This is a genomic window from Algibacter pectinivorans (genome assembly GCF_900112595.1).
Classification (GTDB): domain Bacteria; phylum Bacteroidota; class Bacteroidia; order Flavobacteriales; family Flavobacteriaceae; genus Algibacter_B; species Algibacter_B pectinivorans.
Window position 1 is genome coordinate 187,825 of record NZ_FOMI01000007.1, and the last position, 13,596, is coordinate 201,420.

The 13,596-nt window shown below is 32.7% G+C and carries 10 protein-coding genes and 1 tRNA gene; 7 read left to right on the top strand and 4 right to left on the bottom strand.

The annotated features are described in order from the left end of the window. The first annotated feature begins 293 nt into the window (after positions 1-293). Together BMY96_RS11735 and BMY96_RS11740 are read left to right on the top strand one after the other, a co-directional pair. Complete coding sequence (locus tag BMY96_RS11735; RefSeq protein WP_092852376.1) at positions 294-4,139, top strand: Eco57I restriction-modification methylase domain-containing protein; 3,846 nt, start codon at positions 294-296, stop codon at positions 4,137-4,139. 228 nt (positions 4,140-4,367) lie between these two features. After that, positions 4,368-5,279: an Abi family protein gene (locus BMY96_RS11740; RefSeq protein WP_092852378.1), complete on the top strand. Its 912-nt coding sequence runs from the start codon at positions 4,368-4,370 to the stop codon at positions 5,277-5,279. Between the two features lie 217 nt (positions 5,280-5,496). Here the strand turns inward: BMY96_RS11740 and BMY96_RS11745 are convergent, their stop codons facing one another. Together BMY96_RS11745 and BMY96_RS11750 are read right to left on the bottom strand one after the other, a co-directional pair. Continuing rightward, positions 5,497-5,835 (bottom strand): DUF4870 domain-containing protein, encoded by a 339-nt coding sequence (locus BMY96_RS11745; RefSeq protein ID WP_092852380.1) that lies wholly within the window; start codon positions 5,833-5,835, stop codon positions 5,497-5,499. 99 nt (positions 5,836-5,934) lie between these two features. Continuing rightward, the gene (locus BMY96_RS11750; protein WP_092852382.1) at positions 5,935-6,777 is read right to left on the bottom strand and encodes a universal stress protein; all 843 of its coding nucleotides are present in this window, start codon (positions 6,775-6,777) and stop codon (positions 5,935-5,937) included. 167 nt (positions 6,778-6,944) lie between these two features. Between BMY96_RS11750 and BMY96_RS11755 the strand changes: the two genes are divergently transcribed. The 4 genes from BMY96_RS11755 (at position 6,945) to BMY96_RS11770 (ending at position 10,333) form a co-directional block, all read left to right on the top strand. Next, positions 6,945-7,700, top strand: a complete 756-nt coding sequence (locus BMY96_RS11755; RefSeq protein WP_092852384.1) for a DUF3108 domain-containing protein — start codon at positions 6,945-6,947, stop codon at positions 7,698-7,700. 10 nt (positions 7,701-7,710) lie between these two features. Next, complete coding sequence (locus BMY96_RS11760) at positions 7,711-8,073, top strand: FUSC family protein (RefSeq protein ID WP_092852386.1); 363 nt, start codon at positions 7,711-7,713, stop codon at positions 8,071-8,073. 128 nt (positions 8,074-8,201) lie between these two features. Continuing rightward, positions 8,202-9,254 carry a M28 family peptidase gene (locus BMY96_RS11765; RefSeq protein ID WP_092852388.1) on the top strand — a complete coding sequence of 351 codons (1,053 nt, stop codon included), beginning with the start codon at positions 8,202-8,204 and terminating at the stop codon, positions 9,252-9,254. A 62-nt stretch (positions 9,255-9,316) separates the two neighbouring features. Beyond that, positions 9,317-10,333, top strand: a complete 1,017-nt coding sequence (locus tag BMY96_RS11770; RefSeq protein WP_092852390.1) for a M28 family metallopeptidase — start codon at positions 9,317-9,319, stop codon at positions 10,331-10,333. 55 nt (positions 10,334-10,388) lie between these two features. Here the strand turns inward: BMY96_RS11770 and BMY96_RS11775 are convergent. Both BMY96_RS11775 and bshB1 read right to left on the bottom strand, forming a co-directional pair. Beyond that, positions 10,389-10,464, bottom strand: a tRNA-His gene (locus BMY96_RS11775). Positions 10,465-10,650: 186 nt separating this feature from the next. Further along, a complete protein-coding gene (gene bshB1, locus BMY96_RS11780) occupies positions 10,651-11,367 on the bottom strand; it encodes a bacillithiol biosynthesis deacetylase BshB1 (protein WP_092852392.1) in 717 nt (238 codons plus the stop codon). Between the two features lie 358 nt (positions 11,368-11,725). On the opposite strand from bshB1, the gene BMY96_RS11785 reads away from it, so the two are divergent. Next, the gene (locus BMY96_RS11785; protein WP_245750623.1) at positions 11,726-13,567 is read left to right on the top strand and encodes an SLC13 family permease; all 1,842 of its coding nucleotides are present in this window, start codon (positions 11,726-11,728) and stop codon (positions 13,565-13,567) included. Positions 13,568-13,596: the final 29 nt, after the last annotated feature.

Sequence of the window (13,596 nt, forward strand, 5' to 3'; positions counted from 1 at the left end):
TGGGCGTTACCTAAAGGTCGGGCTTTCCACTATATCTTTTTTAAGTCGCATAGCAAGAACAAAACACATGGCTATCAATTAAATGCGTGTTTAAAGTAAAAATTAGTCTATATAACTCTTAAAAAAGGATGCCGTTTCAATCCCTAACGCGGGTAAATCCGCTAAAGTCGATTACAAAACTATATAGTAGTTATTCTAACTTGGCAAGTTTTATAAATTAACTTTTAAATATTACTAATTCCTACAAAAAGATTTCTATTTTTAGGGGTTCATAAATAACGTCAACTACCTTTATGCCATTATATCAGTCTTCAGTATTAAAACAACACATCACTTTACAAGACAAAGACCTAGTCGATAAAGCTTATAAAAAATACACTAAGTATTTCCTTAGTCCAACCATTCAAGACAATATACGTAGCTCTAAAGAAGAAGAGTATCAAGGCATATTTTTAACCGAGTTATTTGTAAACATTTTAGACTACACCTTAAAACCCAATGCTAATTTTAATTTAGTAGCCGAATATAAAAACCAAAACAACGCACGTAAAGCAGATGGTGCCATCTTAAATAACGATGTTGCCATTGCAGTAATAGAACTAAAAGGCACAAACACCAAAGATTTAGAGAGCATACGCAAACAAGCATTCGATTATAAAGCCAACCAAAAAGGCTGTGTTTATGTAGTAACTTCAAATTTCGAAAAACTAAGATTCTATATAAACGATGCTACCGAGTTTGAAGAATTTAACCTATTCCAACTGTCGCCCGAACGCTTTGCATTATTATACTTATGCTTACAAAAGGAAAACATTATTAATAATGTACCCCTAAAAATAAAAGAAGCCTCGGTAGTTGAAGAAGAACAGATAACAAAACAATTTTATAAAGACTACTCACTGTTTAAACGCGAGTTATATCGCGATTTAGTAAAACGCAATGCTAAAACCTTAAAAAACCAAGCATCATTACGAGCAGAAACCAAGCAATTGCTAGAAGAATTATCAGAAGACGAAAAAGCAGAACAGCTTAAACTGGAAAAAAACGTAAAGCTAACCCTCTTTAAAAAATCGCAAAAACTAATAGACCGTTACCTATTTATTTTCTTTGCCGAAGATAGAGGTTTGCTTCCACCAAACAGCACACAACAAATATTAGACAAATGGCATGACGATGTCGATTTTGGCGACGACAGGCCGCTTTACACACTCTTTAAGCAATATTTTAACTTCCTAGACCAAGGACGTGCAGGTACCGCTAAACGTGCCGAAATTTACGCCTACAACGGTGGTTTATTTAAAGAAGACAAAACACTAGACAGTTTAGAAATAGATAGTCATTTACTGTACAAACACACCAGTAAACTAGCAGCCTACGATTTTGAAAGTCAAGTAGATGTAAACATCTTAGGGCATATTTTTGAAAACTCACTAAACGAAATTGAAAGTGTAAATGCCGAAATTGAAGGAGCCGATTTCGATAAGCAAAAATCTAAACGTAAAAAAGACGGTGTTTTCTACACACCAAAATACATTACCAAATACATCGTAGAAAATACTATTGGTAAATTATGTAACGAAAAGAAAACCCAACTCGGTTTTAAAGAAGAAGAGTATTTTAAAGGCCGAAAAATTAAGGGTAAAAACAGACCCGAAGCCACCATTAAAAAATTAGTTAATATTCTAGACGATTATAGAAATTGGCTATTACAACTCACCATTTGCGACCCTGCTTGTGGCTCTGGCGCTTTCCTTAATCAAGCTTTAGATTTTTTAATAAAAGAGCACACCTATATAGACGAGCTTAAAACCAAGGTATTAGGTGGCGGTTTTCAGTTTCCAGATATAGAAAACACCATTTTAGAGAATAATATTTACGGCGTCGATTTAAACGAGGAGTCTATAGAAATCGCAAAACTATCCCTTTGGTTACGTACGGCACAACCACGCCGAAAATTAAACGATTTAAGCAGCAATATTAAATGCGGAAACTCATTAATAGACAGTAAAGCCGTTGCAGGCGATAAGGCATTTAACTGGCAAGAGCAATTTCCTAAAGTATTTAAAAAAACAGATAAAAAAATATACCACGTAACAACAGCCATTCATGATAGTAGAACCTCTAAAAGAATGGAAAAATATAAAGTACGCGAACGCAGAGATATGGGTACAAACCCGTACCCAAATGTTATTTACTTTACACCAGAAGACGATTTTTTAATAAGTAAAACCATTGCCAGCATTGTAAAAGAAGACGATTTAAAGGTACTAGCCTATAATATTTGTGCAGACCATATTCATTTATTACTGGCATGCGACCTAGAGGAAATACCAGCAATAATGCAAAAAATAAAAGGGCGCACGTCCTTTGAGCGTAACAAGTTTTACAAGGAGAATTACAAGGGGCTTAAGCCCCTTGCGGAAGATAAAGAGGCAAAAAACAAACCCTTATGGCAACAAAAATACAGTGCGCCAAAAGAGGTTACCACAACCCAGCAATTATACAACACCATAACATACATACAAACCAACAGAGCTAAACACGAGTTACCAGAACACAACAGCGATGTACAAAACATAATAGATACTTTAACCTGTACTGAAGAAGAAGCCTTTAAAACCGAACACAAAGGTGGTTTTGATGTGGTTATTGGAAATCCGCCGTATGTAAGGCAAGAATTATTTAAAGAGATAAAACCATATTTAGAAAAAAATTATAAATGCTATAATAGTGTAGCAGATTTATACACCTATTTTATTGAAAAAGGAATCAAATTAATGAACGAAAAAGGATTGTTTTCTTTTATTCTACCTAATAAATTTCTAAAAGCAACTTATGGTAAAAACATAAGAATAGTAATGAAAGAAGATGCAAACTTAGAATTGCTATTAGATTTTGACGATTATCCTGTTTTTACTGATGCCACAACCTATCCAATTATTTATGTTTTAAATAAAAACCCAAATTATAAAGCCAAAACTTTTTTGTATTCTGAAATTAATAAAAGAGAAAACACAAATGATCCAATAACAATTTTAAAATCTAAAATGTTCGAAATATATAATTCTAGTTTGGAGTCAAATGGGGTTTGGAACTTTATATCTAAAAATGAATTTGAGTTATTCGAAAAACTTCATAAACATAAAAACTTAGCTGATTATGTTAACAATAAAGTGTTTTTAGGTATTAAGACAGGAAAAAATGAAGCGTTTATTATTGATGAAAATACTAAAAACAAAATAAAAACCGAGAATGAAAATGCTACAAAATTAATTAAAAAAGTAGCTACAGGAAAAGAGGTATATAGATATAGATTAGTCGATTCTGATAAGTATATGTTGTTTACACAATATGATATTGATATTCCAAATAAGTTTCCATCAATACACAATTGGTTGAAAACTTTTGAAAAGGATTTACAAAAGAGAGGTGATAAAGGAAAAAACTGGTGGAATTTAAGACCTTGTGACTATTATAAAGAGATTCAAAACCCCAAAATTATTTGGAGAAGTATTACTAATGAATGTGGTTTTTATTTAGATAGAAAGGGTGATTTATTACTCACTAATAACAACTATTTTATTGCAAATTCAACAAAAGGGTTAATAGCTTTGTTAAACTCTAAAGTTTCTTTTTTTATCCTAAAAAACATTTGTACTTCTTTACAAGGTGGCTTCTATGATTTTAGAAGAGATAAAGTTATGACTCTTCCAATCCCAAATACTATTATTGAAAATGAAAGCTCTTTTGAAAGTGAAGTTAACAGAATTTTAGATTTTAATGAAAGTAAAACACGATTAAATGATAAATTTCAAAACTACCTCACACAAAAATTCCAACTAGAAAAACTATCCAAAAAACTCCAAAACTGGCATGAGTTAGAGTTTGGCGAGTTTATAAAAGAGCTTAACAAAGCCATAAAAGCCAATAACAAACTACGTGTTAAAAAAGGTTTGGAGGAAGTACCAGTATTAACCAAAAAAGATGAGTTTGAGTGGCTAGACCTTTTTGAGGACAACAAACAAAAAGCACAAGCCTTACAAACCCAAATTAACCAAACCGATAAAGAGATAGACCAAATGGTTTACGAGTTATATGGCTTAACTGATGATGAAATACAAATAGTAGAAAACTCTTGAGATTAACGTCAATCTGCCTAAAAAATAAAAATAGGTGAGCCAAACGGGTATTATTAAGCATAGTTAAAACGTATAAACATGTTAAATTATAGTAGAAATATGGTAAATTATAGTACTTTTGCACCAACAGTACACACCACGCTACCCTTAAGAACAGCGTCCCAGGGTGTGTCTTTTGCTTTATATAGGTTTTTCTCCTCGTTAAATTATATGTTTAAATTTTAATATATGTTTGACAAAACACCTTTTACACTTACCCAACAAGTAGCACAACTTAAACAAAGAGGCTTAATAATTAAGCACCCGCGTATTGCTGAAAAATACCTTATTAATATTAGCTATTATAGATTAGGTGAGTATTGGTATGTCATGCAATCGGATAAAGAAAACCATACATTTAAACCCAACAGCAAATTCGAAGACGTTATAGCTTTATACAATTTTGATGCAGAATTACGATTATTACTTTTTGATGTTATTGAAAAAATAGAAATTAGTTTACGTACAAAATTGATTTATCATCTATCTCATGAGATTGACCCTTGGTGGTTTCAGAATTTCGATTTATTTAACGATAGTAAAGCCTTAGTTAAAACATTATCTAATTTAGAAAATGAAATAACACGAACTAAAGATGAATCTATAAAAAACCATATTAAAAAATATAAAGATGATAAAAGGTTTCCTCCTGCATGGAAATCTTTAGAACAAACAAGTTTTGGAGGATTATCAAAATTGTATGGAAATTTAAAACATACTGTAAACTCGAAAGATGTTATAGCTGTAGAGTTTGGAGCTGTTAATCATACGTATTTACCTAGTTGGCTGCAATCTATTGCGGTTATTCGCAACTATTGCGCACATCATTCTCGTTTGTGGAACAGAAACATACCAGGTACGGTTAAATTACTATCAAAACCACCAAATCCTTGGATAACAGAGCCTAATAACGTACCAAAACAACATGAGTTTTCAAAACTTTATGTACATATGTGTTTAATGCGCTATATGCTAAACACAATTCTTCCAAGAAATGAGTTTGCATCTAGATTAAATAACCTATTTGAAAAATACCCTAATGTAGACCCGAATGCCTTAGGAATGAAACCTAAATGGCAAGAAGAACCATTATGGAAATAATTAACCCACTCCCAAACCCTAGCAAGCACACCCGCGTTAAGGATTGAACGGCATGTTTGAGCTCCCGACAAAGGAGGAGCGAGTAGTGAAAGCCTGCCCCCTTTTTTGGGGTAACCTGCCTACCGGCAGGCAGGCGCCCAAATAATTATTAAACTAAAAAACGCCCACTAAAAAGTGAGCGTTCTACTTATCTCGTTCAAAATACTAACTAATAAAATTAAGAGATAAAAGTAAATGTTAATGGATAATGTACTGCTTCGCCTCTACTTGCTCTTACTGCATTAACTATTGGGAAAATTATAGATACAATACCTAAAACTGCAAAGCCTAACAGACCTAAACCAAATAATAAAATTAACGGTACGCAGATTATGCACCAAACTATTAAACTTAATTGAAAGTTTAGGATGTTTTTACCATGAGTATCCATGTGGTACACTTTGTCTTTTTGTGTAAGCCACAGCACTAACGGTAATAGTAAACTACCAAAACCGGTTATTAAGGTTATTAACTGACTTAAATGTGTAATGACTAAAAGTTGATTGTCTTGTTTCATGATGATTAATTATTGATTGATACTTATATGACGACGAAAACCAAAAATTGTTACAGCATGAATGCATAAAACAGAAAACAGCCTATTTTTAGAGCTACTTTAGTCTTTATGTTGCAGTACTAAAAGGGGAATATCTATTTTAAAGGCGAGCCTCTCCACGGTATGGGTGGTAAATAAACGTTCTAAAAAGGAGTGTTTTTTATTAACTATAGCAAGAATATCTATATGGTCTGCTTTTATAAATGTGCTAACATCTTTAAATAGCTTACTACTTGTTGTATTTAGGTAGTGGTGTGTTAAATTGTTAAAAAGGCTTGAAAAGAAATCTGTATTATCTTGAGCACGATACAGTAAATTATTTTTGTCGGAAAGATGAAGCACATCCAAAGCAGCGTTATTATGGTTTACAAATTGGGTTAAAACATCTAACTCGCCAGTTTTAAACTGTTTTGAATTTGTGGTTATAAATGCCAAACGATCTATGCCGTTATAGCTATAACCATTGGGAATAGCCAATACAGGAACCAAACAACGTTGCATTACACGTACCGTATTACTACCAAAAAGCACTTTTTCTAGCCCTGAAGCTCCTTTAGTGCCCATTACAATTAAATCGATACTATGCTTCTCGCTTACCTGGTTTATAGAATCTATAAAATTATCGTAATCGACTATAGAGCGAAATTCATGCCTTTGGTTATTATAGCTTTTTTTAATAGTGGTTAAAATATTAGATATAGATTTTTTAGCAGCATCTATTAAGGTTTTATAAATAGTTGTAGATGAATTTACTGCAATCATATTATCTGAAATAAAGGATGATGCCTTCTGAATGTTTAAAATATAGAACTGACAGTCTTCATTTTTAAACAACTTTAAAGCGTAATGAATAGCATTTATAGAGTTTTTGGAGAAATCTGTGGGTAATAATATATGTTTCATGGCACAAAGGTTTATTTCTAAAATTATAGTATTTCTCCCTTAAAAACTATGACAAAAATCAGTAAACGGTAACCATAAAAAAATAATAAATTAGCATAATAATTATTAGCATTGTATTTTCGGCACAATAAATGATAAATAGCTCGTTATAACCAAAACTATATTTTATGATTCGTATCTCTTTATTGGTATTATTTTTTGTTTCAATAACAATAAATGCACAAAATAGCGCTATTGGAACCAATGAAAAACTAGCCTACACAGCATCTTACAACATGTCTGGAGTTTTAACCGATTTGGCCGAAGTTACCATGGAAACCAGCACCGTTAAAACATCGAAAGCCACACTTTTACGTTTAAAATGTAGAGCTTTTACTTATAGTAAATGGGACAGTTTCTTTAAAATTAGAGATTTATACGAAACTTATGTAAGCCCAAAAACCTTAACACCATACTTACATAACCGCGAAATTAATGAAGGTAGTTATTTTAAAAACATGAAATACACCTTTAGCCATAAAACCAATACGGTAAAAACAGTACAAACCAAGAAAAACAACTGGGTAGAGAAAAAAACAGTATCTATTGGTGCAGATACAAAAGATATTATCTCGACATTATACAGTATAAGAACATTCGATTTAACAAACCTAAGTTCTGGAACGAGTAAAATATTTACTATTTTATTTGACCGTGAAGAGGTAAAGGCTAAAGTGACTTATTTAGGAAAAGAAACCATATCTACCGCTTTAGGTAAAAAGGCTTGCTACAAGCTTTCTATGGGGTCTGCCACAAATTCTAAGGTAAATGGAACTATATGGCTATCTGCCGATGCAAACAAGATTCCTGTTTATGTGCAATTTAAAATTCCTGTAGGTACAGGCGAGTTAAAACTTAAATCGGCTTCTGGCTTAAAAAATTAAACGTATAAAAATGAAAAAAGCACTAACCATTTTAGCATTAATAGCGTCAATATTTGCAGTTATTTTTTCGGTTTTACCTATTTCTAACCTCGCTATATTTCCTGCAATAGCGGCTTTAATATTTGGCCTAATAGCCTTTTATTTATCTAAAAAAGAAGGTCAAGTAAAAAAAATAATTCAATTTACATTTCTATTAACTATTGTTGCTTTGGCTCTAACAACATATAAAGCCATTTTTACAACTACCGAAATTGCAGACACCCAAGCCATTGAAGCTAAGGAAGTTAAACTTGAAGAGGAATCTTTAGAAGAGTTAGAAGATTTAGATATTGAAATAGATGAATCTGAACTAGAAGACATTTCGTTTGAGTAGTAAGTAATTTCACTCTAAAATATATATATTTGCCTTAGTTTTTATGAAACTAACAAGCTATTAATTCCCCGCCCCTAACGAAATAATTTGATTGTGAGTTACATGTAATTAATAATGAGTTATTATACATGAAATTTATTGGAATACTCTCTTTTTTCACATTAGTTGGCACGTGCTCTACCCCTAAGTATGTTGTAAAATTACAAAACCTAAAAGACGCTATTGTTTTATCGGACAGCACTTTAGTAATGCAATATGCCAATAGCATTACTAAAAACGAGCTTAAAACACATTTATATAAGTTTACTTCCGATGATTTTGAAGGGAGAAAAGTTGGCGAACCCGGACAAAAACTAGCAGCCAATTATTTAAAATCATATTATATTAAGGAGCAAATAAAATCGCCTTTAGGAACCAATAATTACTACCAAATTATCCCGGAAAGTTTTTTTTCTAATAAACACAAAAGTTCCGAAAATGTTTTAGCTTATATTGAAGGTAGCGACACCCCTGAAGATATTATAATTATTTCTGCCCATTTAGATCATTTAGGTGTTAATGAAGATGGTAAAATAAATTCTGGTGCCGACGATGATGGCTCTGGAACCGTAGCGCTTCTAGAAATGGCACAAGCCTTTAATTTAGCAAAGTTAGATGGCAATGGCCCTAAACGAAGTATTTTATTTTTACATTTAACAGCCGAAGAAATAGGCAAAAGAGGCTCTGAATATTATACCAACCACCCCGTTTTCCCTCTGGAAAATACCATAGCCAACCTAAATATAGATATGATTGGTCGTGTTGACGACTTACATAAAAATAATACAGATTATATTTATTTAATAGGTGACGATAGGCTGAGTCAAGAACTTCATTTTATTTCTGAGAAAACTAATAACACCTTTTTTAATATAGACTTAGACTATAGGTATAATGCATTAAACGATGCCAATAATTACTACTCCAGATCCGATCATTATAATTTTGCGCTACACAATATTCCTGTTATTTTTTATTTTAATGGCGAACATGCCGATTACCATAAGGAAACAGATACACCAGATAAAATTAACTACCCCTTACTAGAAAAACGCACTAAACTTATTTTTGCTACCGCATGGCAAATCGCCAATCAAGACCGCAGACTTGCTATTGATGCCGAAAATGAATTGTTAAAATAGATTGAAAACCTGCATGTCTATAGATACAATTTTGTAATATCGTACAATAAAAATGATTTAACATGAAAACATTAGCCCTTTTAATTTGTGCTAGCCTACAAATAGCGTCTTGTAGCTCTTCACAAAATAAAAAGAAAACAGAAAAAGAAACTACGCCTGAAACCTACGCGAACACGATAACTGCAAGCGAACTTAAAACAATGCTTTACACCTATGCTTCTGATGATTTTGAAGGTAGAAAAACGGGCGAACCCGGACAAAAAAAAGCTATAGAGTTTATAAAAAGCAATTACCAATCCAATAACATTCCTTCCCCAATTGCTCCAGACGATTATTTTCAAGACATTCCAGGAAGCTATTTTGGCAATAACATTAAAGATTCCGAAAATGTAATTGCTTATATAAAAGGAAGTGAAAAACCAGATGAAGTTATTATTATTTCGGCACATTTAGATCATATTGGCGTATCTGGAAATGGCGATATTAATAATGGTGCAGATGATGATGGATCTGGAACCGTGGCTATTTTAGAAATTGCTGAAGCTTTTAAAGCGGCCGAAAAAGAAGGTCATGGTCCAAAACGTACCGTTGTATTTTTACATGTTACAGGCGAAGAAATTGGACTTTACGGGTCGCGTTATTACTCTGATGAAGACCCTATTTTCCCTTTAGAAAACACAGTAGCCAATTTAAATATAGATATGATAGGTCGTGTAGACCCAAAGCATGAAGCTAGTGGAAAAAACTACTTATACCTTATTGGATCGGATAAATTAAGTAAGGAGTTGCATACTATATCTGAATACGTTAATAAAAAACATTTCAATTTAGAATTCGATTATACATATAATGATGATAACGATCCTAATCGATTTTATTACAGATCGGACCACTACAACTTTGCAAAAAACAACATTCCAGTAATTTTTTACTTTAATGGTACACACGCCGATTACCACAAACCATCGGACACGCCAGATAAAATAAACTATGAGTTTTTAGAAACCCGAGCTAAACTTATTTTCCATACGGCTTGGGAGCTTGCTAATAGAGAAGAACGCATTAAGCTGGACCAATAGTTAAATGAATCCCACAAAAAAAGCCTTTCAATTTCTTGAAAGGCTTTTACTTTTTGGGTGGAAGACCGGATTCGAACCGGCGACCCTTGGTACCACAAACCAATGCTCTAACCAACTGAGCTACAACCACCATGTGTTTTTTATCAAACTTTAAAAAAGTTTTTCAAAAAGGATTGCCCTAACTATAGCGTTAAAACCCTCCTTGCAAGTACATTTTTGTAATGCGTGTGCAAATGTAATTGATTTCATTCTTTATAACAAAGACTTTTTTTAAAATTTTTCGTTAAAAATGAAAATAATTTGCTCTGGAATTCTAACTACTTTAAATCGAACAAACTATCAACGGCTGCATAGCGCTCTACCGTAAATCCTTCGGCATGCTCTACGCCTATTAATCGGCCTAAATCTCTAGACCTATAAATTATACTATCTGTAAAGTTCTTACTAGATATCGGGGTCTGTGGCTCTTTACTATTGGCATCAAAAAACTGAGTTTTATATGCCAATACAGCATCCATTTTTTTATCTATATAACCCGTAACATCAACCGCTACATCAGGTTCTATATGTTTCCATTGTATATAATGATATACTTGCTTTGGTCGCCATGGCTCTTGTATAACGCCATCATCTTTGGTTTCAATTTTAACTAAACCACTTAAAAAACAAGCATCACTAACTAATTTGCTGCCTTTACCATGATCTATATGCCTATCGTCAATAGCATTACATAATATAAGTTCTGGCCTATACTTTCTTATCATTTTAATAATAGCCAATTGGTGCTGTTTATCATTAACAAAAAACCCATCAGCAAATTTTAAATTAGTACGCATACTAACTCCTAATATTTTTGCAGCATTAAAAGCTTCTTCATCCCTTATTTCAGCAGTACCTCGTGTACCTAACTCGCCTCTAGTTAAATCTATAATGCCTACTTTTTTACCATTACTCACTTCTTTGGCTAGTGTAGCACCACAACCTAGTTCTACATCATCAGGATGTGCTCCAAAGGCTAAAATATCTAATTTCATCTGTGTTTATTTATTGTTTTTATTGTTACCTATAGTATCCATATAATCATTCTTCTAAAAAGCGAACTATTAATATGCATGTTTAATGTATCAATTAAATCTTTTTAATCCCATTTAAGGTTTCTATAAATCATTTAATTCATCTAAAACATAGAATATCGTAAAACTCTGCATAGCGAAAACGTATTCGTTAACATTTTTTGTAACTAATACATTATAAATATACCAAATACTTAAAAATAACGCCTTTACCCAAAGCATGACATTCGTCATAATTCTTACAGGATAATCACAGTAATTTTACTCTATAATTATTACGAACCCTATAGCAGTCAAAGCTAATAAAGAATTACAAGATATGATCTATTTAATGCTAACCATTTTAATTATTACTATTGGTCTCTTTGTTTGGGGAAAATTTACACCAGATATTGTTGCATTAATTTCGATGTTAAGTTTATTCTTAACAGGAATTTTAGACACTAAAGAAACCTTAAGTGGCTTTAGTAATCCTACTGTTATCATGATTGCTGCCTTGTTTATAATAGGAGAAGGTATTGCACAAACAGGCTGGACCGCTTTAGCAGGTAAAAAGTTTGTAGAATGGGCAGGAAAAAGTGTACCAAAACTATTAGTAATCATTACACTTGGCGCAGGTGTTTTATCTGGTTTTGTTAGTAATACTGGTACAGTTGCCACCTTAATGCCACTTACCATATCATCTGCTTGGAGCATAGGTACTTTACCTTCTAAAATGTTAATGCCTGTAGCCTTTGGATCTAATACAGGTGGTTTACTTACTTTAACAGGAACACCGCCAAATATTATAGCTAGTAATGCTTTAGTTGAAGCTGGTTTTGATGGGTTTTCATTTTTTGAAATCGCTCTTATAGGTTTACCATTACTTATTGTAGCTCTACTCTATTTTAGATATATAGGCTACAACCTATTGCCAGAAAACAAAACCAACAACAAACCTGTAAATATAGAGTCTACACTGCATAATTGGATTGAGGCTTATAAAGTACATAATGGATATTACAGATTACGTGTAAGATCAATATCACCTTTACTAAACACTAAAATAGATACTTGGAATCTTGAGAAAAACTTTAACATTTCTATTATTAGAATAAAAAGAAGACACCCAAGTGTATTGAAAAAAGTACCGCAGTTTATAGAATTTCCAGATACTAATACAGAATTTCTATATCATGATATTATAACTGTAAAAGGAGAAACCGAAGATATAAACCGATTAATGATTACGTTTAGATTAGGACTTTTACCTCTTGAGCCTATTACAGACGAGCTTAAAAATAACTTAATTAATCAGGAAGTTGGTATGACCGAGGTCATTGTAAACCCTAACTCTATGTTAGTGGGGCGCAAGTATAATTTAAGCAAATATTTTAACCGATTTAATTTACAATTACTAGCCATTTCTAGAAACAAACAGCCCATTCTAGACAAAGAGATTACAGTAAAATCTGGCGATGCGTTTTTAATAAGAGGTACCTGGGAACATATTGAAGATTTAAAAAAACAACATGAAAACTTAGTCATTATTGGAAGTCCAGAAGGCATGGCTAAAAACGTGGAAAATCTAAATTACAAATCATTTATTGCATTAGGTGCTTTAATGCTCATGATAATATTCATGGTGTTTAAAATCGTGCCAGGATCTATTGCCGCTTTACTTTCTGCGGGTGTCGTTTTGCTAACGGGTTGTGTTCCTATCTCTAAAGCTTATAAAGGCATTAGTTGGACCAGTGTTGTTATGATTGCTGCTATGATACCTATGGGTATTGCGCTTCAAAAAACAGGAACCGCACAATTAATAGCAAGCGGACTTGTAGAGTATTTAGGCGCCATACATCCTATACTTTTATTAGGCGGTGTGTTTTTACTAACTACAACGTTTAGCCAAGTTATAAATAACTCTGCAACTGCAGTATTAATGGCACCAATAGCCATACTAGCAGCAAGCTCGTTAAACCTATCACCAGAACCCTTTATGATTGTTGTAGCTATAAGCGCATCAACGGCCTTTTTAACGCCTATAGGAACTACTACAAACGCTATGGTAATGACAGCAGGCGGATACAAATTCATGAACTATTTAAAAGTGGGCGCACCATTGCTATTCATTTTTTTCATAATCAGTTTAATACTAGTGCCAATAATATGGCCATTTTAAATAAAAATAATTAATAGGAACCTTTAAAA